The organism is Arthrobacter sunyaminii (assembly GCF_018866305.1).
Lineage (GTDB): Bacteria > Actinomycetota > Actinomycetes > Actinomycetales > Micrococcaceae > Arthrobacter_B > Arthrobacter_B sunyaminii.
This window is the reverse complement of record NZ_CP076456.1, coordinates 3,890,933-3,914,265: the sequence shown is the minus strand read 5'-3', so window position 1 is coordinate 3,914,265 and position 23,333 is coordinate 3,890,933. Positions and strand designations below refer to the sequence as shown.

The 23,333-nt window shown below is 62.7% G+C and carries 24 protein-coding genes; 13 read left to right on the top strand and 11 right to left on the bottom strand.

Annotated features, from left to right (window positions below; all coding sequences use genetic code 11):
• The first annotated feature begins 138 nt into the window (after positions 1 to 138).
• From rpmH to KG104_RS17900, 8 genes are all read left to right on the top strand, one after another.
• Positions 139 to 276 (top strand): 50S ribosomal protein L34, encoded by a 138-nt coding sequence (gene rpmH / locus KG104_RS17935; RefSeq protein WP_056010217.1) that lies wholly within the window; start codon positions 139 to 141, stop codon positions 274 to 276.
• Between the two features lie 62 nt (positions 277 to 338).
• On the top strand, positions 339 to 707 hold the full coding sequence (gene rnpA / locus KG104_RS17930) for a ribonuclease P protein component (protein WP_104053475.1): 369 nt from the start codon (positions 339 to 341) through the stop codon (positions 705 to 707).
• 7 nt (positions 708 to 714) lie between these two features.
• Positions 715 to 1,086 (top strand): membrane protein insertion efficiency factor YidD, encoded by a 372-nt coding sequence (gene yidD, locus KG104_RS17925; RefSeq protein ID WP_104053474.1) that lies wholly within the window; start codon positions 715 to 717, stop codon positions 1,084 to 1,086.
• A gap of 9 nt (positions 1,087 to 1,095) precedes the next feature.
• Positions 1,096 to 2,058 (top strand): membrane protein insertase YidC, encoded by a 963-nt coding sequence (gene yidC / locus KG104_RS17920; RefSeq protein ID WP_104053473.1) that lies wholly within the window; start codon positions 1,096 to 1,098, stop codon positions 2,056 to 2,058.
• Positions 2,055 to 2,624, top strand: a complete 570-nt coding sequence (locus tag KG104_RS17915; protein WP_104160005.1) for a Jag family protein — start codon at positions 2,055 to 2,057, stop codon at positions 2,622 to 2,624. The genes yidC and KG104_RS17915 overlap by 4 nt, the downstream gene beginning before the upstream one ends.
• Positions 2,625 to 2,676: 52 nt before the next feature.
• A complete protein-coding gene (gene rsmG, locus KG104_RS17910) occupies positions 2,677 to 3,309 on the top strand; it encodes a 16S rRNA (guanine(527)-N(7))-methyltransferase RsmG (protein WP_104053471.1) in 633 nt (210 codons plus the stop codon).
• Positions 3,310 to 3,779: 470 nt separating this feature from the next.
• Positions 3,780 to 4,691: a ParA family protein gene (locus KG104_RS17905; RefSeq protein WP_207348314.1), complete on the top strand. Its 912-nt coding sequence runs from the start codon at positions 3,780 to 3,782 to the stop codon at positions 4,689 to 4,691.
• A 98-nt stretch (positions 4,692 to 4,789) separates the two neighbouring features.
• On the top strand, positions 4,790 to 6,094 hold the full coding sequence (locus KG104_RS17900; protein WP_207348154.1) for a ParB/RepB/Spo0J family partition protein: 1,305 nt from the start codon (positions 4,790 to 4,792) through the stop codon (positions 6,092 to 6,094).
• Between the two features lie 1,974 nt (positions 6,095 to 8,068).
• On the opposite strand, the gene KG104_RS17895 is transcribed toward KG104_RS17900, so the two are convergent.
• From KG104_RS17895 to KG104_RS17840, 11 genes are all read right to left on the bottom strand, one after another.
• Positions 8,069 to 8,497, bottom strand: coding sequence for a glycosyltransferase (locus tag KG104_RS17895; protein WP_273545222.1), 429 nt, complete (start codon positions 8,495 to 8,497; stop codon positions 8,069 to 8,071).
• Between the two features lie 307 nt (positions 8,498 to 8,804).
• Complete coding sequence (locus tag KG104_RS17890; RefSeq protein ID WP_207348156.1) at positions 8,805 to 9,116, bottom strand: hypothetical protein; 312 nt, start codon at positions 9,114 to 9,116, stop codon at positions 8,805 to 8,807.
• Between the two features lie 1,034 nt (positions 9,117 to 10,150).
• Positions 10,151 to 10,600 carry a GDP-mannose 4,6-dehydratase gene (locus KG104_RS17880; RefSeq protein WP_237688632.1) on the bottom strand — a complete coding sequence of 150 codons (450 nt, stop codon included), beginning with the start codon at positions 10,598 to 10,600 and terminating at the stop codon, positions 10,151 to 10,153.
• Positions 10,597 to 10,944, bottom strand: coding sequence for a hypothetical protein (locus KG104_RS17875; protein WP_207348159.1), 348 nt, complete (start codon positions 10,942 to 10,944; stop codon positions 10,597 to 10,599). Before KG104_RS17875 ends, KG104_RS17880 begins: the two co-directional genes overlap by 4 nt.
• Before the next feature lie 14 nt (positions 10,945 to 10,958).
• Complete coding sequence (locus KG104_RS17870) at positions 10,959 to 11,354, bottom strand: nucleotide sugar dehydrogenase (RefSeq protein ID WP_207348160.1); 396 nt, start codon at positions 11,352 to 11,354, stop codon at positions 10,959 to 10,961.
• A 285-nt stretch (positions 11,355 to 11,639) separates the two neighbouring features.
• The gene (locus KG104_RS17865; protein ID WP_104053464.1) at positions 11,640 to 12,836 is read right to left on the bottom strand and encodes a peptidoglycan-binding protein; all 1,197 of its coding nucleotides are present in this window, start codon (positions 12,834 to 12,836) and stop codon (positions 11,640 to 11,642) included.
• Positions 12,837 to 12,846: 10 nt separating this feature from the next.
• Entirely contained in the window at positions 12,847 to 13,173 is a 327-nt protein-coding gene (gene trxA / locus KG104_RS17860) for a thioredoxin (RefSeq protein ID WP_104053463.1), read from the bottom strand.
• 28 nt (positions 13,174 to 13,201) lie between these two features.
• Complete coding sequence (gene trxB, locus KG104_RS17855; protein WP_372434198.1) at positions 13,202 to 14,221, bottom strand: thioredoxin-disulfide reductase; 1,020 nt, start codon at positions 14,219 to 14,221, stop codon at positions 13,202 to 13,204.
• A gap of 199 nt (positions 14,222 to 14,420) precedes the next feature.
• Positions 14,421 to 16,010, bottom strand: a complete 1,590-nt coding sequence (locus tag KG104_RS17850) for an ABC transporter substrate-binding protein (RefSeq protein ID WP_207348161.1) — start codon at positions 16,008 to 16,010, stop codon at positions 14,421 to 14,423.
• 166 nt (positions 16,011 to 16,176) lie between these two features.
• Entirely contained in the window at positions 16,177 to 17,838 is a 1,662-nt protein-coding gene (murJ, locus tag KG104_RS17845) for a murein biosynthesis integral membrane protein MurJ (RefSeq protein WP_104053460.1), read from the bottom strand.
• Positions 17,839 to 17,926: 88 nt separating this feature from the next.
• A complete protein-coding gene (locus tag KG104_RS17840) occupies positions 17,927 to 18,457 on the bottom strand; it encodes an NUDIX hydrolase (RefSeq protein WP_104053459.1) in 531 nt (176 codons plus the stop codon).
• 144 nt (positions 18,458 to 18,601) lie between these two features.
• Here KG104_RS17840 and KG104_RS17835 point away from each other — a divergent pair, with 144 nt between their 5' ends.
• The 5 genes from KG104_RS17835 (at position 18,602) to mshA (ending at position 23,331) form a co-directional block, all read left to right on the top strand.
• Positions 18,602 to 20,164 (top strand): CCA tRNA nucleotidyltransferase, encoded by a 1,563-nt coding sequence (locus KG104_RS17835; RefSeq protein ID WP_104053458.1) that lies wholly within the window; start codon positions 18,602 to 18,604, stop codon positions 20,162 to 20,164.
• Positions 20,165 to 20,181: 17 nt separating this feature from the next.
• Positions 20,182 to 20,838 (top strand): histidine phosphatase family protein, encoded by a 657-nt coding sequence (locus tag KG104_RS17830; protein WP_104053457.1) that lies wholly within the window; start codon positions 20,182 to 20,184, stop codon positions 20,836 to 20,838.
• 191 nt (positions 20,839 to 21,029) lie between these two features.
• Positions 21,030 to 21,206 (top strand): hypothetical protein, encoded by a 177-nt coding sequence (locus KG104_RS17825; protein WP_181032192.1) that lies wholly within the window; start codon positions 21,030 to 21,032, stop codon positions 21,204 to 21,206.
• Between the two features lie 587 nt (positions 21,207 to 21,793).
• The gene (locus KG104_RS18230; protein WP_258059776.1) at positions 21,794 to 21,916 is read left to right on the top strand and encodes a hypothetical protein; all 123 of its coding nucleotides are present in this window, start codon (positions 21,794 to 21,796) and stop codon (positions 21,914 to 21,916) included.
• Positions 21,917 to 22,083: 167 nt separating this feature from the next.
• Positions 22,084 to 23,331 (top strand): D-inositol-3-phosphate glycosyltransferase, encoded by a 1,248-nt coding sequence (mshA, locus tag KG104_RS17820; RefSeq protein WP_207348162.1) that lies wholly within the window; start codon positions 22,084 to 22,086, stop codon positions 23,329 to 23,331.
• Positions 23,332 to 23,333 lie beyond the last annotated feature (2 nt).

Here is a 23,333-nt window from a genome sequence, read left to right as displayed (position 1 = left end):
ATTCATGCCCATCAGGGTTCTGGGAATCAGGGTCCAGGTCCGGGTTGAGAGCAGTCAGTCACATGAAAAAAGCGCCGCTTGTTCTTCCCCCTTGTCGTAGCAAGCCAGCGCAACTCAGATTGTCTTGGAGTAACTACCGTGAGCAAGCGGACTTTTCAGCCGAATAACCGCCGTCGTGCCAAGAAGCACGGCTTCCGCCTTCGCATGCGTACCCGTGCCGGCCGTGGAATCCTTTCCGCACGCCGCGCCAAGGGCCGCACCGAACTGTCGGCATAAACAGCTTTAAGTTTGTCGATGCTGCGTACCTGCAGCTCCGCAACCGATTCCAGGCGGCCTAAATGCTGGCCGTAGGAAACCGGGTGCGGACGTCGACGGATTTTTCTCATACTGTACGTTCCGGTGCCCGAAGTGGGCGCCGGAACGTAGTGTTATATGCGGTGAGAACCGGGCCACGCCCGACCCGCGTAGGCTTCATCGTCGCCAAAAGCGTCGGGAACGCAGTGACACGCAACCTCGTTAAGAGAAGACTGAGGGAAGCAGCTGCGGAGAGTCTGCGTGAGTACCCCACCGGATACGACGTGGTGGTCCGTGCGTTGCCGCCGGCGGCAACGGCGTCGTGGCAGGAACTCCGTACGGACTATATGGGAGCGCTTCGCACCTGTGCAGGCAAACTCGACCGTGTTCCATCGTTTGACCAGAAGAGGTGATCTGCTGATGAGCCGCTCCGGTACCAATCCGGGAAAGGCTGTTCAGAGGGTTGCCTCTTTTGTGTGGAATCTGCCGCGCTACATGCTGATCGGCCTCCTGGTTGCCTATCGAAAAACCATTTCGCCCCTTTACGGGCCGGTCTGCAGGTTCTTTCCGTCCTGCTCCGCCTATGCTCTTGAAGCCGTGACTGTTCATGGTGCAGTGCGCGGTACTTGGCTGGCTGCCCGGCGGCTGGTTCGCTGCCACCCCTGGAACGACGGCGGGGTGGACCACGTACCGCACGGAGACAGGAATTGGGATCCCAACAGGGTTCCGAGAATTATTGTGCTGAATCACCCCGTGATTCCAGCCGACGAAGACAGCCGCGAAGCGGCCTGAGGAGTATAAATGGGTTTCTTCGAGACGATACTGTTCCCCTTTAAATGGGTAGTGTCCTGGATCATGTGGATCTTCCACGAGGGTTTTGTTTTCCTCGGGATGGATGCCGCATCCGGCTGGACATGGACGCTGTCCATCATTGGCCTGGTGATCGTGATTCGGGCCGCCTTGATCCCGGTCTTCGTGAAGCAGATCAAGGCACAGCGCGGCATGCAGTCGCTGCAGCCGGACTTGAAGAAACTCCAGCAGAAGTACAAGGGTAAAACCGACCAGCTCTCCCGTCAGGCTATGACGCAGGAGCAGATGGCGCTGTACAAGAAGCACGGCACCAACCCGTTTGCGGCCTGTCTGCCCATGCTGATCCAGATGCCGTTCTTCTTTGCCCTGTTCCAGGTGCTGAACGGCGTTTCCAAGGCCAGCGACACCGGCGCCCACATTGGTGCCCTGTCCTCTGAAGCCATCCAGCAGTTCGATGAAGCCACCATCCTCGGTGCTCCGCTGTCCTCCTCGCTGCTGCACGGCGGCGGCGGAGACGGCCAGCTCGCCGTCGTCATCCTTTCCATCGTCATGATCCTGGCCATGACCGCTTCGCAGTTCATCACCCAGAAGCAGATCATGTCCAAGAACATGTCTGAAGAGGCTCTGGCCAGCCCCTTCATGAAGCAGCAGAAGATGATGCTCTACATCCTGCCGCTCGTGTTTGGTATCGGTGGCATCAACTTCCCCATCGGCGTGCTTATCTACTGGACCACCACCAACCTGTGGACCATGGGACAGCAGTTCTTCGTCATCCGCCGGATGCCCACCCCGGGCTCCCCTGCGGCCAAGGCAATGGCCGAACGCCGTGCGAAGAAGGGACTTCCCATGGTCCCGCTGCTCGGCGAGAAGAAGTCCGACACCGTTGAGCCGGCTCCGGTGGCCGTAAAGACCCAGCGTGTCCAGCCCCAGCGGAAGAACAGGAAAAAGCGATGACCACTGAGCCCGCCGCGGAGACACCGGAAACTGGTTTAGAGACAGCAGGGACTGAACCTGCTGCTGATCCGCAGGCGGGCGCTGCCCGCCCCGGCCGCCTCGAAGAAGAGGGAGACGTTGCTGCGGACTACCTCGAGGAATTGCTGGACATCGCCGATATCGACGGAGACATCGACATCGAGGTCCGCAGCGGCAGGACTTACATCTCGGTTGTGGCGGAGGAAGGCGACGCCAGCGGTCTGCAGCATCTTGTCGGCAAGGACGGCGAAGTTCTGGAAGCACTGCAGGAACTGACACGGCTTTCCGTACTGACAGCCACTGATAATCGTTCCCGTCTCGTTCTGGACATTACCGGGTACCGCCAGGAGCGCAGCGCCGAGCTGCAGGTCATTGCGGAGAAGGCCGTTGCCCAGGTCCGGGAAAGCGGCAAGGAAATCGCACTTAGCCCCATGAGTGCCTACGAGCGAAAGATCGTGCACGACGCCGTGGCGGATCTCGGGCTCGTCAGCGAATCCGAGGGCGAAGGGGCCGCGCGCCACATTGTGGTGTCGCAGGCTGAAGCCTAGGCCGGGCCACTTACTACTGGAAACTGCACTGCAGACAAAGGACACACACTTCGTGGTTGAAACATCGCCCGCTGAACGCATAGCGGCGGAAAGAATCTTCGGCTCCCGGCTGGATCTGGCGGAACGCTATGTCGGACACCTGGCTACGTCGGGGATGGAACGGGGCCTCCTGGGGCCCCGAGAGGTGCCACGGCTGTGGAGCAGGCACGTGCTGAACTGCGCCGTCGTCGCGGACCTCATCGATGAAAACCTGCGGGTGGCAGATGTCGGCAGCGGCGCAGGCCTTCCGGGCCTGTGCCTGGCGATAGCACGTCCTGATCTTCACCTCACCCTCATCGAGCCCCTCGAGCGCCGGGTTAACTGGCTGAATGAGGTGGTGGAGGACCTCGGCCTGGACAACGTGACAGTCCTTCGGGGACGGGCGGAACAGGTCGTCAAGGATGTTGATGCAGACGTAGTGACCGCCCGTGCGGTGTCGGCACTGTCCACTCTGGCCGGCCTAACCATTCCCCTCCTGAAGGGAAAGGGAGAGGTCCTGGCCATCAAGGGACGCAGCGCCGAGGAAGAGATTGCCAAGGCTGCCAAAGCAATCCGCAAGCTCGGGGGCCGCGAAACGTCCATTGTGACGGCTGGCGAGGACCTTCTGGAAGAACACACAACGGTTGTTCGCATCCTCGTGGGGTAGTGGCCCGCAGCACTATCTTGTGCACACACCGGCCTCGATCCGGGATATTTGCCGGGCAGCGGATAGGCTGGATGGACTAATGCCTATGTTTGGAAAGTGAGCATGTCCAGGTGAGTGCGCGCCGCGATTCCGGAGCAAAACGAATTCCCCCTTTTGCTGCTTTGGGTTCTGCCCTCTCCGCACAGTTCTCCCGGATTCAACCCCAAATGTTTGCAACTACTCAAGATCCCGCACAGATTCCATCAAGTGCTCCCGAGGTTCAAGAACCGGTAACGGAGGCACCTGTGATTCAGACCGCGCTGGTGCCGTCGACGGAGACTGATCGGCCCGCAGCAGGCAATTCTGCGCCTGCCGCCGGGAGCGAGCTTGTTTCACGTGAAACGACACACAGTGCTGTTCCCCTGCAGACCGCGGTCGAACCGTCCGCGGGCCCCGAGGCTATCGAAGGTGGTGTATCTGACGCGGCGGTCATGCCGTCGACGTCGGTGGACGTTATGGATTTGATGGACGAAAGCACCCCGCTTGCCCGGGAACTGGCACACGAAAACCGCCGCCGCGAAAAGCTCCGCGGCCGCGTTCTTCCCCGCCCCGCGGAAACGCGCATCATGACGGTTAGCAATCAAAAGGGCGGTGTAGGCAAAACCACCACCACCGTGAACCTGGCTGCCGCACTTGCCACCGCGGGTCTGAACGTCCTGGTGATTGACATAGATCCGCAGGGAAATGCTTCTACCGCCCTCGGCATCGACCACCGCGCCGAAGTGGAGAGTATTTATGACGTGCTCATCGATGATCTCCCGCTGGGAAATGTTGTGGCCCAGTGCCCCGATATCTCCAACCTGATCTGTGCGCCGGCAACAATTCACCTGGCTGGCGCTGAGATTGAGCTGGTTTCGCTGGTAGCCCGTGAGCAGCGGCTCCGGAGAGCCATCGATGTTTATGCCGCGGAGCGTGAACGGAACGGCCAGGAGCGACTGGACTACATTTTTATTGACTGCCCGCCGAGTTTGGGACTGCTGACCGTAAACGCGTTTGTCGCGGCGCGGGAGGTCCTTATTCCTATCCAGTGCGAGTACTACGCACTCGAAGGCCTGAGTCAGCTCCTGAAGAACATTGAGATGATTCAGAAGCACTTGAACGCTGACTTGGTTGTCTCCACGATTCTGCTGACCATGTACGACGGACGCACCAACCTGGCGGCGCAGGTGGCAGCCGAAGTGCGGGAACATTTCCCGGATCAGGTTTTGGGTGCAGTGGTGCCGCGGTCGGTCCGTATTTCTGAAGCCCCGAGTTACCAGCAGACGGTCATGACATATGATCCGTCTTCCAGCGGCGCCTTGTCTTACCTTGAGGCCGCAGCAGAGATCGCCCAGCGCGGTTAGACATCCCCGGGTCCTTGCGCCGTTACGGACGCGATGAACCGTAGAATACAGTCACAAACAATCCATGCCGCTTGTGTGCATAAGGGAAGGACATACCCATGACCGAAAAGCGTCGTGGTTTGGGAAGAGGCCTGGGGGCACTAATCCCCAGCAGTGCAGCACCCGAGGAACCTGCATCCACATCTTCAGTGCCCACACGTGCCGGGCGTCCCGTCGATGTGTTCTTCCCGTCCGCCGCAGACAACGTAACGCCTTCTCGGCCGGCCGCCCAGGGCGTCCGGAGAGGCAGCGGCATCAACAAGGATGCCCTCCGGGGCCCCGCTTCCAAGAGCTCGGCTGCGTCGTCGCCGCGCCAGCAGAACCGCACACAGCCGTCGGGTCCTGAGGACGGCTTGGGGGGTGCCGGCGAAGAAACTTCGCCCACGGGATCCGCCACGTCCGGTGCTGCCAAGCGTGCTGCGAAGGCCGTGAAGGCCCCCGACGGCGCTTCCCAGAGCAACGGCGACTCCCAGGGTGTCGAGCCTACTCAGGACGCCGCACAGGGCACTGAGGGCAGCGGCGTTTCACGTGAAACACTCGTGGAGGTGCCCGGAGCGACCTTTGCCGAGATTCCGGTGGACTCGATCCACCCGAACAGAAAGCAGCCTCGGTCGGTCTTCGATGAAGAGGACATGGCCGAGCTGGTTCACTCGATCCGCGAGATCGGTGTTCTTCAGCCGATCGTGGTCCGGCCCTCCGCTGAAAATGATCCCGAGCACCCTTATGAACTGGTCATGGGTGAACGCAGATGGCGGGCCAGTCGTGAGGCTGGACTGGAAGCTGTTCCGGCAATTATCCGCTCCACCCAGGACGTGGATCTGCTCCGGGATGCCCTGCTGGAGAACCTTCACCGCAGCCAGCTCAATCCGTTGGAAGAAGCGGCAGCGTACCAGCAGCTTCTGGACGACTTTGAGTGCTCGCACGAGGAGTTGGCGGACCGCATTGGGCGGTCGCGACCGCAGGTTACCAACACATTGCGGTTGATGAAGCTTCCTCCTCTCGTACAGCGCCGGCTTGCAGCCGGGATACTGTCCGCCGGGCATTCACGAGCACTGCTGGGACTGGCCGATGCGGCGGAGATGGAAAAGCTGGCGCAGCGCATTGTCGCTGAGGGTCTTTCCGTCCGTGCAACTGAGGAGATCGTGGCTCTGAGCGACGGGCTTCGGCGTCCCGCCAAGGCTGCAAAACCGAAAACCGGCGCACGACATGAACGCCTTGACTACCTTGCCACCTCCCTTTCAGACCGACTGGATACCAATGTGAAAATTACGCTGGGTGCGCGCAAGGGCAAAGTCAGCATTGAGTTCGCCAGTGTTGATGATCTGAACCGGATTATGGGAGTGCTGGCCCCGCCGGCGAACTAGGGCCAATGGGGTGTTTCACGTGAAACACCCGCCAGGTCAGCTGTCCTGTACCGCCTTCGCGGCGTCAGTACTGCACGTCTGATATCGAGGTAATGGCGACACGGCATCCGAGGACCGCACGCTGATCGCGGAACGAAATCGCTTGCCGCACGCGCGGTCAGCAGTTGGTGCGACGGAGAGCTCTTGTTCCATGCAGCAAGTCATGGCCCAAAGAGCCGCAGGATCGGTTGGAGATGACTAGAAGGCTGGTTGCCGCCTGCCAGTCCTGAACACCGGCATGATTCAGTTTCTGAGTGCGCTATACAGCCAACTGTTCTCCTGGTCGCTCGTTGCCTCCCTGCCTCAGCCCTCTCGCCCTAACGAGTTGGGGATGTGCCGGCGCCTGTGTTTCACGTGGAACATGGTCTTTTGTGCGGCTGTGTCGGCTCCACTTATCCGCTTTGCTCCGTGGGTTAGGGTCACAGGGTAGTGCTGCTCCTGGATAGGCAATTAACCGTCTTCGCTTCGCGGCTACCTCTGATTCAGGCCATGTGTGGTTGGAGAACAGACCGCGAATAACAGAAGTACGTTAGATGGGCTGTCGTCCGTGAGCGCTTGATCGCAGCTCCCGACATAATCCGTAGTCGCCCACAGCCAGGTCAGTAGCCGTCCGTTCTTGTGTTTCACGTGAAACGTTACGACCACGTGAGTTCTGGCTGCTGGGTGACGCATGACCGACATGCGGGTCGGTTCGTGGTCGCCGAATAGCATCGTACGTGGCTCACGAGCCGGAGGTGTCTTGTCAGTTCGGAGTATCAACAAGCAGACCTTGCTTACCCCGTGGACGTCCTATGTTCCGCTCGCGCGGATGTCCGAGACCGATCGAATGCGGACCGCCCGATTTAACATAAAGGCCCGCACCATTTTTACTGGACGCCATACGGTCCTCCTGTTTCACGTGAAACGTCATGGACTGTCCGTGCCACGGCGCCCGTCCCCATCCGCGGCCGGCACACGCCGCAGTTTCCTTGCTGGCCTTGAAACAGCACACCCTGGTAGGCGGTGACCCCCGAAGAATGTGCGCCAGTGGCGTCCTACACTGTCAGCGCGCATCATCCCGGAGCGGTAGACCACGGGGTGTGGAGATACGGTTCCACTTGGCGGGTGCCTCTGCTCTCGGCCGTGCCGGAAGGCCCCCAAACCCCACTGGCTGGCCGCGTACGGTCTGGGTGGGGTCGCGTCGACTTGAATGCATGCCTCTGTCTTTCACGGTACTCATCGCCCCCGTCCGCCGGCCTGTCGGTGTACGTGCAGCTGGTATGCCGCGGACGCGTGCCCGGTTGAAGGCCGGGGTCTGGCAGGCTATCTGACTCGTCGCCGGCTCCGGTCCCCGGTCCCCGGTCCTGACATCGCCGCTCAACACCTGCCAGGGGACGAATCCCTTAGGTCTCTATGTCTGTTTCACGTGAAACAAGTGTCGAGCTTCTCTCCAGGTAGCCGCACGCGAGGAGTCCGTTATGAATTCCGGAGATGCCATTGTTGTCCGCGGCCACCGTCCTACCCAGGTGTTGCATGCCGCTTCCAACCGGTTTAGATGAACTTCGACGTGCACTCGCCGTCCTCCGCCGTAGCTATGGCGATTCGACGACCCCCACCACAGTTCCTTGGTTCACGTGAAACGCTGCCACCCAGCGGGAGCCCGGCCGTGAACCGTCGAGTTTACGGAGGACTGCGGTCTTCACGATATTGAAGGCGGTGGCCGGGCGTCGGGTACCGGTGGTAGCGGCACTTTCACCTCAGTCGAGCGGCGACCTGGCTAGCCTGAGTGCTGAGGCATCGTGGATGGATGACCATCGTCAATGGATGCGTCGGGCGTATCTCGTGGGGGTGTCCGTAGGTAACTTCGATGCAGTGCACGAGTAACTACCTGAGTAGTACCGCTGTTTGTGTGCAAGCCAACGAACCTGATGAGTTAGTCCGAGAGGGATATCCAGTTCACTCCCGGTCCCGTTGAGTAATGCTGTTGAGTGCGCTCCCGGCATGCGAGCAAAACCCAACCCACTGGTTTCCGGCATCCGCTGCAGGGAGGGACTTCGCCCGGCCGGCGACTGCGACGACGTCAGATGCGGCGAACCGAGGCAGCTTGGTCTTGACGTAATCCGGCATCAACCGTGTATCAGCATCGAGAAGGAGCATGCCCTCATAAATGGACGCCAGAGCGTAGTACCCAATTCCGGCGGCATGCGCACTGGCCTTTCCCCGGTTCGGATGCAGTTCCAGACAGTTCACCCCTTCGGCTTCAGCGATTAACGAAGTTGCGCCGGTGGAACCATCCGAAACAACGTGAAGGTTGGAGGTAAGGATGAGCACTTTGGCTGAGGCGATGGTTTCCGCGATCACGAGTTCTTCATGGCGTGCTGCTATCAGGACGGCAACCTGATTCAGGAAGACAGTGTGATGTCTGTGGGCAGGCCAACTGGTTCGGGATGCTTGGGTTATGTAATTCCCCGATCCGGCGAAGCAGGCCTACCGTGCTCGATAGGGGAGTGGCGATCCCCAGCATCAGCAGTGCAATGACCAGAATTGCGCATGGTTCCACGTTCCCCCCCCAAGACTTTTTAGATGAGCTTCGAACTGCGGACGGCGTGGCTGCTGGTTCACTCATGCTGCACCTGGCTGGCGGTGACGACTCCCGCCAGGGGTCGGCCGGAACATGCGTCTGGTCCAGCAATTACCGACTCACACGGTCGGCGGCGTTCAGAGATTCAAAACCCAGGCAGCCATTGAGAGCGGGCGAGACGTCCATGCCGGCACCGTTGTGAAGGGTATTGGCGGGACGGACGTCGTCATCCCCGAAAACGTAAGCGACGTCGTCATAGAGTGCCGGTCCCGCGTCATGGATCTGGCTGTAGCATTCCGGCTCGTCCGCCCAGGGGACGACGGAACCCCGCATGGCGAAGGCCCGGGGAACATTGACGTCGTCGAACGGGAGATCAAGGCAGAACCGATTTTCGCGGCGGGGAGCATATACCCATGCAACCAACCCTCGTCTTCTGCCCGCAGCCCGGGTTCGCAGCTATTGCCGATCACCGCTCCGTCACACCCTCCGTAGACGCATCCGCAGGACTCCCGGACGCTCAATGACGGACCATACGTCAGGCCGGCTGCGCCTTCGGGAACAGGAGGGGTTGTCCATGCCGTGGGAGTGAAGTCTTCGGAGGGTTCCAAGAAGGGACCGGCCGTCCATTCTGCCATTCACCCAAATTGGCCCGATAGTAAAGACTGAGCTGGGTTGGCACATCGGCAGTGCAGGAGAGTCTCAACAAGCAACGGCGACCAGGATGGACGGCAGGGGAAAACGTACCCAGACCCTGCGTCTGTGTCAGTTTGGCATCACCGCTTTCATAGCCTCACACGGTCACACCTGCCCACCCGTGCCTCCCCGCGGGCCCGGCGCCCTGGTCAACTCCGCGGTGTTGCTGCCGCAACGGCCCGGGACCAGCAAATGCCCGCCAAACACCTCCTGCACGGAGAGGACCACAGTCGGACTGATGGTTTCCCGTATTGCCAGCCAGGCGACAAACTCATGGAGCAGGGATTCGTCATCAATGGGCCGGCCACGCCTTTGGCCTGCCGGAGGGCCATGAATCCGGTTTCGTCCAGCAAACCTGACTTCATGTAGAAGGTTCCCTTCATGTCCACGGCGTTGAGGATTTCAGCCGCACGTGCCGCACCGCTGACCCCGTCGTCGAACGTCAGGCTCACTACCGTTTGCCCGGGGGGCGAAGGGGAGCGACTCGGAGGGTATGTAAGCCGGAAGGGGCTGTGCTTCCGCGACGGCACATGTGTTGTCCGGGGAACCCCAGCCGGCCGCTGCCAGCCATAGGCCTCGAAGATCAGGAAGGCCATGGGAAGAGATAGCATCAGGAGAGCGGCAAAGGTTTGCAGAGACCGTTTATGTTTGCGGTGCGACGGCAGTCGGCGAGCAGACTTGGTTCCCATATTCAAAGACCCTCCAACTCAACCAGCCCACCTGCGGCAGGTTCAGCCTCCTTCCTAAACGTTGGCACGCGACGGCTAGGAGACCATCCTGGCCACCGTCCGGGGTTCCGGCAGCACCATTGGCGGTTGAAAAGCCACGCAATAGCCGCACTCACCGGCAGCTACGGTGGCGTCCAGCACCACTTCGGTTCCTGGATATTGGCGCAGGCTTGTGAGCGGGTCTTCGACAATGAGCATGACGCCGACGGCGGCGGCCAGATGGAACAATCGGTCCGCACCGGCGATCACACTCTCAGCGGCGGTCCGGTCCAAAATGGTTCCCTCGACAAGGCGGATGCCGGGGTGGTCCAGCACTCCGCGGAGGTTTTCCAGGGAGCCGGTGGACAGATCATCAAGAACCGTCACGTGGTCGCCGGCGGCCAGTAGGTATTCAGAAAGATGGCTGCCGTTAAAGCCGGCGCCGCCGTTACTGCTGTTTTCATGGTGGTGTATTCCCTGCAAAGAAGTGGTGCGGCTGAGAATCACAGCGCAATGATGTTGAGGCCTGCGGGAAGCCTGTAGGCGGCGTCCAGGACGGCGGGTACCGAGGCCAGCCATGACACGTCAAAGTCGGTGTGCGGCGTGTGGATGCAGTGCTCGCCCATCCCGGGCACCGAATTGAACCGCATGAACCCGAACGGTTTGGTGTCTGCGGCGTCGATGACATCCATCACCGGGATACCCAGAGCCCCACAGATATCGGCGAACTTGTTGGCCAGGGCGATAGCCACGGCACGGAAGGTGTTCTCCAGCAGCTTTGTCATTTCCGCGGCCTCGGCCGCTGGCACCAGATGCACGGCGGGCACGTATTTGTTCAGCCCGGGGGACATCCTCCTGGCTGAAATCATCCACGTCCGGATTGATGCGTTCCGGCCTGAACGCCACATGCAGGTGCCTTCCTGTATCCAACCCGCGGGTTGCCAGGGGGCCCACAAAGAGCCCGGGTGCTGCCCACGTAGGTTGATGACGTCAGGACGAGCAACTGGCGCGGAACGGCGTGTTCCACCACCGTGCTGCAGGCGCTGCGCAGGATGGAAAAGTCCGGCACCAGACATGTGTCGACCGGCGTGGGGACGGCCACGACAACAGCAGCGGCGCTGGAGAGCCGCGGCGGATCGCACGTCAGATCAAACGCCGGGTCCTCCAACGCACGGTCCGAACGGTCGCGGTCGCCTTCGAGCAGGTCGGCACGCGCGCCCTGAATGGCCTGCAGCCGGCGGGAGTTGATGTCGATCCCCATCACCCGGTAGACGGCCTCCGGAAAGCCAGGGAAGTCGGCAGCCCGACGTAGCCCATGCCCACCACTGCAACGTCCAGTTCGAACGAACAGGGGCTTTTCGCGAGGATACTTTTCACCACGCTGCCGACGCGTTAATTGGTTGGCTTCGCAACGGCATGGGTACCGACTATGGGATCTACAGCCGGCACCTCCTAAGCCGGGCACTTGCCAGTAGCCGCCTAAACAACGACGGCGACGTCCCCCGCGAAGGGGGACGCCGCCGTCGTATTGTGCGGTGGATGCCTGTTAGAGTCCGGCTACGCGCCGTTCCTCCGGAACTTCCGCCGGATTAAAACGGAACACATCGTCCAGAGCCAAGGTGCCCGTGGGCTGGTCCTCTTCTTCGAGCAGGTAGAGGCGCTGAATGCCGATAACGATGGAATCGGCCACCGTTTGCCGGAAAACCGGATCTGCCAGCCGTTCCGCGTCGCCGCGGTTGCTGAGGTAACCAAGGTCCAGGCCGACGGAGGGGATTCCGGAGAGTTTGAGGGTGTCCCACGTGCGGCCGTGGACGCCCAGGCTGTCCATACCGGTCCGGGCGGCCAGTTCCTTCATCAGCAGGATGGCGGCGCGGTGACCGATGGGTGATCGTGCTTCACCGGTTCCGGGCAAGCCCCAGTAAAAGGCGGCGATTCCGGAAGCTGCCTGCTGGTCCAGCCAGTCACAGTGGAGATCCAGGCTGAGGCTGGGGACCCTCTCGCCGCCGCCGTCCACCCCGGCGAAGGCGGAGGCACGGGAAACAACTCCGGCACCGAACTCGCGCAGAATACGCTCCACGCGCTGCCCGATGTCGGCGGCAACCATGGCTTCGGTCAGTGGCCGGGATGTCAGCCGGTCGACGGCGTGGGGCGAGGCCAGCTCGGAGCTTCCGGTGCTGAGGGCGATCAAACGGCCGCGCAGCGCAGCGGTGGAACGGTCCAGCCGCTCATAGTCACGCAGGGCAAATGCCTGGCTGGGCGTGATGGCGCGGTTAACCCGGGCCATGGCTCGAATAGTGTCCTGGTCGCAGACGCCGGTGCCGGGAATGCCAAGGTTGTTCTGCAGCTCGGCAACGGCATAACGGGTACGGACGTTGAATTCGCCGTCGATGTGGCCGTAGTAGAACCCCAGGTGCGAGAGGTGCCGCTGGAGTTCTGCAACGTCATCGCCCCGTATTGGCTGCTGGCCTTCGACCAGGGCCAAGACGCGGTCCCCGAAGCGGAACTGCGCTTCAGCCAGGGCACGCAGGGTGTCGGGTCCGGCCACGCCGTCCACGATGAGCCCGCGGCTTTGCTGGAAGGAACGGACGGCGGCGTCCACGTGATCGTCAAAGAGATCGGGGTTGTTGACGGAGTCCGGAGCCAAATAGGACATGGAGATGCCGGCGCTCAGCAGCGCTTCGCGAAGCGCCCTGACACGCCGGCCGGCGTCCATTCTCCGCAGGGTTTCTCCTGCCGGGTGCATGGTTGGTGACTTACTTCAGGAAGGCCGCAAATTCCTGTTCCAGGACCTGCTTGGGCTTGGCGCCGATGGACGTGGCAGCCACTTCACCGCCCTGGAATACGTAGACAGCGGGAATGGACGTGATGCCGTACTTGGCGGCGATGGCGGGGTTGTCATCCACGTTCACCTTCACGACGTCCACCTTGTCCGCGTACTGCGCGGCAATGTCGTCGAGGATGGGGGAGAGCATGCGGCACGGGCCGCACCACTCTGCCCAGAAGTCAACGATGACGGGCTTGTCGGCGGTGAGGACGTCGGCGCCGAAGGAAGCGTCGGTGACATCTTTAGCGTTGCTCATGTGGTGCTCCTTACAGATTTCTGCGAACTTAGAGGGCGGCGTGTTCGGATACGGCTTCAGCCGGCGGGGTGGGCACTTCGGCTGCGGTGGCCACCGAATCGCCCAGGTCAGCCAGGTAATGCTCAACGTCGATGGCAGCCACGCAGCCCGAACCCGAAGCGGTGATCGCCTGGCGGTAGGTGGGGTCAATGACGTCGCCGGCGGCGAACACGCCGGGCAGGGAGGTCTTGGAGGTGCGGCCGGCGACGGCGATGGTGCCTTCGCTGGTCAGCTCCAGCTGGTCCTTGACGAGGTCGGTCCGCGGGTCGTTGCCGATGGCGACGAAGACGCCGGTGACGGCCAGGTCGGACTCGGAGCCGTCCACCGTGCTGCGCAGGCGCAGACCGGTGACCTTGTCTTCACCGTGGATGCCAGCCACTTCCGAATCCCAGACAAAGCGGATCTTCTCGTGGGACAGGGCGCGGTCCTGCATGATCTTGGACGCACGCAGAGTGGAGCGGCGGTGTACCACGGTCACGCTGGAGGCAAACTTCGTCAGGAACAGGGCCTCTTCCAGAGCGGAATCGCCGCCGCCGATGACGGCGATGTCCTGGCCCTTGAAGAAGAAACCGTCGCAGGTGGCACACCAGCTGACGCCGCGGCCGGACAGGCGCTTCTCGTCCTCAAGGCCCAGCTCGCGGTAGGCGGAGCCGGTGGAGATGATGACGGCCCGCGCCAGGAAGGTTTCGCCGGTGCCGATGGTGACCTTCTTGATGTCGCCGTCGAGCTCCAGGGAGGTGACGTCCTCAAAAAGGATTTCCGTACCGAAGCGCGCTGCCTGCTTCTCGAACTGGGCCATCAGGTCCGGACCCATGACGCCTTCGGGGAAGCCGGGGAAATTCTCCACGTCCGTGGTGTTCATCAGCTCACCGCCGGCGGTAACCGAGCTGGCAATCAGCAGCGGCTTGAGGTTGGCGCGCGCCGTGTAAACGGCGGCGGTGTAACCGGACGGACCGGAACCGACAATGATGACGTCGCGTACGCCGTCGGCGGCTGCGGGGGTTTCGATGCTCACGGTTAGGTGTTCCTCTTCCTGTTGAAAACTTCAGCGATCCTGCAGTAGTCCTGACGAATCATGTTCTGTGTGCTTACTCCGGGATCACTGGGCACAACCGTTCCAGGCTCCAGCTTATTCCGGGCAGCGCGTCCCGCACATGTCAGGAGAGCGGGCCGGGTGCCTCCCGGCCCGATCCGTGACGATGCCGGGGTTAGGAGACGCCGATTTCGGCGATCCGCAGGCCCCACGGAAAGGCGGTCTGCACCCCGGTCAGGCGCGGCAGCTGCGTGAAGTTCACAATCACGTACTGTGCGGTGGCTGTTTCACCATTCGTCTTGGGTACCGGAATGCTGGTGGTCGGGCCGGTGAACCCGGTCTCGGCTACGGTGACGGCACCGTCCAGAGTCGGAGAATCGTTGAGCAGCACGGAGAAGCTGCCGCCGGTGCCGTTGAGCTGGGTGATGTCGATCTTGTTGATCGCGGATTCCTCCTCCAGCTCGACGACGAGGGCCAGGTTGGGAGCGTACCCGCCGAAGGTGTCATTAGCGTATTCGTAGCTGGACCAGTAGCTTGCCGGATTGCCGTCAAGGATCTGGGGAAGTTCGCCGTCATGTTCAGCATCCAGTGCGGGGTTGGCGGGGACAAGCCGGCTGACCCCTGCAGGTACCGGAGCCGGGGCTGCGGGCTCCTCAGCAGGGGCTTCGGCGGCCGGTGCCTGCTCCGGCGCGGCTGCCGTAGGCGTTGTGTCGGAGCCGGCCAGGGGATCGGGGTCCTTGAGACTGCCGAGGGTGCTGACGGACAGGACGACGGCGACGATCAGGACCAGCGTCAGGAGGGTCCCCACGAGGACACGCCCCATGGTGCGGTTGGTGCGCGGCGGGGCGTCATCCTCGTCTTCGTCGTAGCCGCCGTCGTCCGGGTAATTCTCACTGTAATCATTGCCGGATCCTGCGGCGGTCGCAGCCACGGCGGACCTGGGGAAGTTGGAGGGCCGGCGGCCGGAATCCTGCACCGGATGATTTGTCTCCGACATGCTGCCCGCGGCGGTGTCATCGTCGTCGGAAGCGGTTTCCTCGGAGTAGTCGGTGTCCGTCCAGCGTGAAACTTTGGGTGTCTGGCCGGTGGCCGGCGCCGTGCCGCGTTCCTGGACGCGGGGACCCTTGGGGCGTGCGGAAGGCGGCGGCGGCAGCGTGGCTGCACCGGTGGCTGCTTCTGCGGGAGCGTCTTCGGCTTCGCCGAACTCCAGGTCGCGTGCGGCGGCGGCTTCTTCGGCGCCGGAGACCATGGCACCGGTTCCTGCCGCGGCAGCCCCTCGCCCAAACTTGGGAAGCCTGGGCAGCGGACGGCCGGACATCAGTGGTTTGCGCGGTGCACGTTCGGCAGGTTCCTCGACGTACCTGTCCTCTTCCTCGTTCTCTGGTTCCCGCGAACGGGGCATGCCGAAAATTTCGGAGCCGAGGGTGTCGGTAAAGAAGGGTTCAACATACGGTGCGTCCCGCTCAATGACCAGGTCCAGCAAATCCGCTGCATTTGCATTGTTGGTCACCAGATAGGTGCGGCCGTCGCTCACGCCGAGATCCAGGACCTGCACATTGCTGGCACGTTCACCCGTGGCAATTTCACGGGCACTGGCACTGACCTGGGAGGTGTTTTCGGGTGCAGCCAGGAGGATGCTTACCGCACGGTTCAGCACCTGGTCCACGCCGTCGAGGACCAGATCATCTTCTGCAGAGGCCAGGACCCAGGCGGTCACTTTGTAGCGGCCTCCCAGCGTTGAGCCAACGTCTACCGGCTGTGGCACGTGTTCCTCCCATGGAAACGGCAAATTACTGCGTTCATTTTTGCTGCGGACTGACCTGCTGATTATTCGTGACGAGACTGCATCGCATGCTTTGTACCCATGCTACCCGCGGGCAATGGGAAATCCTTCAGAAGGCAACGCCGGTTCCCGGGCGCGGCATGCCTGCCTAGCGGCGCACCTTTGCCAGAATCGGTGCGAGGAAGGCATCGAGCTCCTTCACCTTCAGGGCACGCAGCATGAAGAAGTAGGACCCGGCCATCAGCGATCCGCAGACCAGCAAAGCCACCAGCGAACCGGTGAGGGACGACCAGGCGAAACCGTCAGCGGAATAGCCGCCCAGCAGTCCCAGCGCCGCTGATCCGAGGACGGCGCTGCCCAGGGCCGCGACCGTCAGCCGGACGTGGACATCGAAGATTTCGCCGGCTCCGTAGTAACCCAGCTTCCGGGTCAGGAAGATATGGCTGATGATCACGCCGGCAACATTGCCGAGCGAATATGCAACGGCAAGACCGAAGACAATCCGGTTGGGCGGAAGAGCGGCGGCACCGAGTGCCAGCGCGATGCCGAAAACGGACAGGATGATCTGCATGATCATCGGTGTCTTGCCGTCCTCATCGGCGTAAAAGGCACGGTTCATGAGGAAAGTGGCGCTGAGGAAAGGTGCACTGATCGCCAGCAGCATCAGCACCTGGCCCTGGACCACGGCGGAGGCAATGGATCCGCCGCTGAACCACATGCTCAGGGGACCGGCCAGCACCACCAGCACGGCGGAACAGAAGACGGTTGCCACACCGATGGCGCGGAGGCCGGAGGAAACGGTGTCCCGTACTGCCTTCAGGTTTCCCTCGGTGAAGGCGTGGGACATCTGGTTGAACAGCACCGTGGCCAGCGAAAGCGTGATGACGGAGTGCGGGATCATGTAGAACATGGAAGCCGTCTCAAGGTTCAGGTGCCCGGCAATGACCTCGGGCGGGTTCATCGCCGCATAGGCCGGGCGTGCGGCCGTGGCGATGGTGGCAATGTTGGTGTAAACGAGATAGGCGCCGTTGCCCACCAGCATGGTGATGATCGTCCATTTGGCCACTTTTCCGGTCTGCCGCAGGCCGATGCCGCGCATCCGCAGGTTGGGGCGCAGGCCCAGGCCGAGTTTGCGCAGCGGAATTAAGAGGACGAGGGCCTGGACAACGATGCCGAGGGTGGTGCTGCCGGCCAGCAGCACGGTGGCGGACGTGGTCCAGTTCTCCGGCGAGAAGGCGCTGGTCTCTTCCCGTCCGATCAGCGCGATGAACAGCACGATTCCGGCGATGGCAACCACATTGTTGACGACCGGAGCCCACATATAAGCTCCGAAGCGGCCGTTGGCATTGAGCGTCTGTCCGATGACCGCATACGCGCCGTAGAAGAAGATCTGCGGAAAGAGCCAGTAGGCGAAGGTTGTGGCCAGCGGAAGCTGCGTTTCGTCCAGCTGTGTCACCAATGGCAGGATCCACGGGGCGGCAAGGGTTGCAACCAGCGCCAGGACGCCCAGCCCGAGCAGGCTCAGGGTCATGATCGACGAGACGTATTCCCGGCCCCGGTCCGGCCGCTTGCTGGCCTTGATGATTTGCGGAACCAGCACGGCGTTGAAAACGCCGCCGGCCAGCAGCAGGTAGATAAAGTTGGGCAGCACGTTGGCAGAGCTGAAGATGTCCGTTACCAGGCCCGTGTTGCCAATGGCCACGGCCAAAAGAGCGGTTCGGACGAGGCCGAGGACACGGGAGACGAGGGTTCCGGCTGCCATGACGGCGCTGGAACGCGCCGTGCTGGGAGCAATATTGTTTTCGGCCATGGTGTCCCTATGCTCTCACTTCAGTGCGGCAGCCGATAAAACGCAGCACTGCACCAGCACTGGAACACGGCATGCCGGACCGGTGCCGTCAGAGGTACCGGGGCAGGATTTCCCGCGCCAGGTCAGCGATGCGCCGTTCATTGGGAAAGGAAAGCCGCTTGCCCAGTTCCGCCAGCGGAACCCAGGCGACATCCACGGCTTCGTGGTCCGGATCATTTTCGATGGTCAGGTGACCGCCCGTGGCAGCCAGCAGGAAGTGGTGCACGGTTTTATGCACGCGGTGACCACTCACCGTAAACCAGTAGTCGATGCTTCCCAGGGCTGTCAGGATCCGCCCGTCGATGCCGGTCTCCTCGGCGATTTCCCGGATGGCTGCTTCCCGGCTGTCTTCATCATTTTCCGGATGGCCTTTGGGAAGGCACCATTCCAGCCGCCCGCCGCGGTTCAGACGGGCAATAATGGCCACGGGCAGGTCCGCTGAAGCGGCATCCACCACGATTCCCCCCGCGGAGACCTCTTCCACTGTTGGAAGGGAAGCATGCACCGGATGCGCGGCGGCATTGCCCATTGACGCCGTCAACGGGGTTCGCTTGGGTGCGCTCGGTACGGGATGGGCCATAGGACCACTCTAACGATCTTTGTCCGGGGATGATGACTGGGCAGCGGTACCCCGGCGAGGAAGCGGGAATGCCCGGCGTGTCCGGGTTCCGGAAGGAGCCGGATGTGCACCCCCGGACCTTTTATCTGGCACGCTTAAAGCACTATGGCGCACCTTTCTGACAGCTCGGCCCTGAAAACCCCCCTTCCCTCCGTTGTCGGCGACCTCGGGCAGTTGTTCCACGACGCCGGTTACGAGCTTTCCCTCGTGGGCGGTCCGGTGCGGGACCTCTTTCTGGGGCGCGTATCCCCGGACCTGGATTTCACCACCAACGCCCGCCCCGATGACATCATCAGCGTGATTCGCCGCTGGTGTGACACCTACTGGGAGATCGGGCGTGCGTTCGGAACGATCGGTATGCGCAAGGCCGGCTTCCAGATTGAAATCACCACATACCGGGCCGATGCCTACGATCCGGATTCGCGCAAACCGGCCGTGGCGTTCGGAGACAAGCTCGAAGACGATCTCTTCCGCCGCGACTTCACCATGAACGCGATGGCTCTGCGGCTGCCTTCCATGGAACTGGTTGATCCGTTCGGCGGAGCGAAGGACCTGCACGCGGGCCTCGTACGCACTCCCGGCGCCCCCTCGACGTCGTTCTCCGACGACCCGCTGCGGATGATGCGTGCCGCACGCTTTGCCTCCCAGCTGGAAGTGGACGTGGCGCCCGAGGTCTTCGAGGCAATGAAGGACATGGCCGGGCGGATCACCATTATTTCCGCCGAACGCGTCCGCGACGAACTGGTCAAACTCATTAACGGCAAGGCGCCGTGGGCCGGCATTGACCTGCTGGTGGAAAGCGGACTGGCCGAGCATGTCCTGCCGGAGGTGTCCGCGCTGAAGCTGGAGATCGACGAGCACCACCGCCATAAGGACGTTTACCAGCACTCGCTGACGGTGCTCCGGCAGGCCTGCGGCCAGGAGACGGACGCCGACGGCGCAGTGCCGGGTCCGGATTTTGTCCTTCGTTTCGCTGCGCTGATGCACGACGTCGGCAAACCCGCCACCCGCCGTTTCGAACCGAACGGCTCCGTTAGTTTCCTGCACCACGACGCCGTCGGGTCCAAGCTCACCGCCAAGCGGATGAAAGCGCTGCGCTTCGATAATGACACCATCAAAGCGGTCTCGCGGCTGGTGGAGCTGCACATGAGGTTCTACGGGTACGGCGATGCGGGCTGGACCGATTCCGCCGTCCGCCGCTACGTCAACGACGCCGGCCCCCTGCTGCAGCGGCTGCACCGGTTGACCCGCTCCGACGTCACCACCCGCAACCGGCGCAAGGCCGAACGCCTGGCCTTCGCCTATGACGACCTGGAAGCCCGCATCACTGCGCTCGCCGAGCAGGAGGAACTCGCCGCCATCCGGCCCGATCTGGACGGGCAGCAGATCATGGCCCTGCTGGGCATCCGGCCGGGCCCCGTGGTGGGCCGCGCCTACCGGTTCCTGCTGGAAGAACGGATGGAAAAGGGGCCCTCCAGTGAGGCTGAAGCGGCGGATCTGCTGCGCAGCTGGTGGGCTTCCCAGCCCGAGAATCCCGACAATTCCGCTGCCGCCGCCGCCGGAGACGCCGATACTCCCGCGGCGCCCGCAGAGCCTTCCGCTGACAGCTCCGGCAATGCCGCCGCCCGCGGCGGTGCCAAAATGGAGTCGGACGGAAATCCGTCCTGACAAGCGGAAGGAAGTAAATGAGTAACGCTGAGGACTTCGGTCCCGCGGTTCCGGATACGACGCCGGCAGGTACCCGGCTGCCGCGCCTGTGGCTGCTGCGCCACGGTGAAACGGAGTGGTCCCGGGAGGGCAACTACACCGGTCTGACGGACATCCCCCTGACGGAGGCGGGCGAGGCCCAGGCCAGGGCCGCCAGGGAAAAGATCGGGGCCGTGGACTTTGATCTTGTCCTGTCCTCTCCGCTGGCCCGGGCGCGGCGCACCGCCGAACTGGTGGGCTACCCCAATCCTCAGATCCTTCCCCACGCCCATGAATGGGACTACGGAGACAACGAGGGCCGAAAGAGCACCCAGGTCCGTGCCGAGAACCCCGGGTACCTCATCTGGAACGACGGCGTACCCAACGGTGAAACCCTGGACCAGGTGGCGGAGCGGGCCGACCGCATCATCTCGCTCGTCCAGGCCGGCTGCGGAACACCGATGGACCGCACGCCGGATGCCACCCCGGTGGAGAAGGTCCTCCTCGTGGCGCACGGACATTTCCTGCGGATCCTCGCCGCCCGCTGGCTCGGTCTTCGGGCGGACCAGGGACGGCATTTTGTCCTCGGAACCGCTGCGGTTTGCACACTGGGCTGGGACAAGCACACTCCCGCGATAGTGCGCTGGGACTATTAGTCGCAAAAAGAATGTAAAAAAGTTTCCGTAAATGTCTTGGCAGGGAACGGAAACCTGTTGTATGTTTTTCCTGCGGCCACCTTTCTTACAGGTTGATACCGCACCAGCCAGTGAATACGTGTTATTCCGGTCCGCAGCTCTGTGACCGGTCCATCCGCAAGTCCATGCACTCATGAAAGGGAGGTGAGGTAATGAACATCCACAAATTCCTCACTGCCACGACGGTTGCCTGCCCGCAGGCCCGCACGTCCATCCCTTCGACTGCAGGGCCGCTGATGCGGCCCCTTGGACGGCGGGTGGCCGGCACCGGCACGGCGGGTTTTGGAGTCTCCTGGCGACGGCCCCCGTTCGACGGTGGCCGCGGGTAATCCCTGGCCGATCATCCGGCGGGTAACCGCGGGCTGACTGCCCCGCCGCTGGCTGCCGAGTCTTTGGTAGCCGCAGTTCGGCGGCTCCAAGCGTGTGCACGCCACCGCCCTGGCTTTGCGCCGGACGGTGTGCGGCGCTGATCCTTCCTTCGACAACTCACTGAACTTCCCGGCGTCCGCTGCGCGGTGCTCGTGGTGCGGCCCTGCCGTGAAGCTTCACGTGATGCGCTCGCTGTGAGGAACCGCAGGTGCCCGGCCGGCCGGGGAGGCAGTGTTCCCGTGTATGGACTCCCATTTCCCGCACGTTCTTTTTCAGGGTAATTCTCTTCATTTCCCTGCGGCCTCATTGGGTCATTCCTTCTTCCATTGTTTCCTTTTGCGCACCCAAAAACATGCGCCTTTTTCCGGAGTTTACTGTGCCTAAATCCAGCCTGCCCTTTTCAGTTCCGATAAAACCCTTCGCTTCGCCTGAAGCACGCGAAGCAGTTCAAGCACTCGATGCCACCGACGCACCTAACCCCACCGAAGCCCGCGAAGCCCCTGGTCCGGCCCGCGTCCCAACACCGCTGCGAAAGGAGGTGTCCGCCATGTTTTTCCGACTGTTAGCGTCCTTCGCCCGTTCCGATGCCGTTCATCAGGCACGCCTGGACCAGTGCTGGAACGGTCCGCACCGGTATCTGATGGCCCACAACACCTGGTCGGCGAAGTAGCCCCCCGAACCGACGGGAACAAAACCGGGGGAGTCCGCGCTGTCCTGCAGTGCGGACTCCCCCGTTTTATGTGGTGGGCGCAGCCTGCCTGGAAACCATGCTCTGCGCCGTGTCGTTATAAAGTCAGTAGGGGACAAGGACAGCGGCCGGCCAGGAAGGGAGAGCTGTTGCTTCAGGTAAAGCGTGTCGCCATGCTCTCCCTGCATACGTCACCGTTGGAGCAGCCAGGCTCCGGTGATGCCGGCGGCATGAATGTTTATGTGCGCTCCGTGGCCGTGGAGTTGGCTGCCACAGGCGTAGAGGTGGAGATTTTCACCCGGGCAACCGACCGGCACCAGCGTCCGTCCGTGGAACTTGTTCCCGGTGTGACGGTGCGCCACGTTGAAGCGGGACCGCGCCGAAAGATTGCCAAGGAAGCTCTCCCCGGGCTGGAAGCTGCCCTGGCAGCATCCGTGACGGGCAGCCATCCATTCCCTTCCCACCGGCACTTTGACGTCATCCATTCGCACTACTGGATCTCCGGCACAGCCGGCCTGGCTGTTGCCCGTGCCTGGGACCTTCCCCTGGTGCACACCATGCACACCATGGCCCGGGTGAAGAACCTGCGTCTGCAGGCCGGAGAGAAGCCGGAGCCCCGGGTGCGGATTGACGGGGAACAGGACATCGTGGGCGGTGCCACCCGCCTGATAGCCAATACAAGCACTGAAGCCGCCGAGCTGGAATCGCTGTACGGAGCCAACCCCCGCGCCGTGGACGTCGTCGCGCCGGGAGTGGACCTGCAGGTTTTCTCGAGCCGGAACTCCGGCGCGGCCCGCGCCCGGCTGGGCGTGCCCCGCGGCGTGTTCCACGTCGTCTTTGCCGGCCGTATCCAGCGGATGAAAGGCCCCCAGGTGCTGATCCGGGCCGCCGCGGAACTGCACGCCCGCCGTCCGGACATCCCGCTGCACGTCACCGTGCTCGGCGCCGGCAGCGGCGCCGATGTTTTGGACCTGGCGCCGCTGGCGGATTCGCTGGGGCTGCACGGACAGGTGACCCTCCATCCGCCCGTGGAGGCCGCCGTGCTGGCCGACTGGTTTAGGGCCGCCGACGTGGTTGCCGTGCCCTCCTTCAGCGAATCCTTCGGCCTCGTGGCCCTTGAAGCCCAGGCCTGCGGCACTCCAGTGCTGGCCGCCAACGTGGGCGGGCTGCCCAAGGCTGTGGAACACGGCCGCACCGGGCTTCTGGTGGACGGTCACGAGAGCGGGCGCTGGTCCGCCGAGCTGGAACGGCTGTACGACGACGAGGGTATGCGGCGGGCGCTGGGCTACGGCGCCGCAGTGCACGCTGCCGCGTTTGGCTGGAAGCGCACAGCCACACTCACGGCGCAGAGCTACCTGCAGGCCGCCGAACAGTTCTCGGCGCACTCCGTGCGCTGATA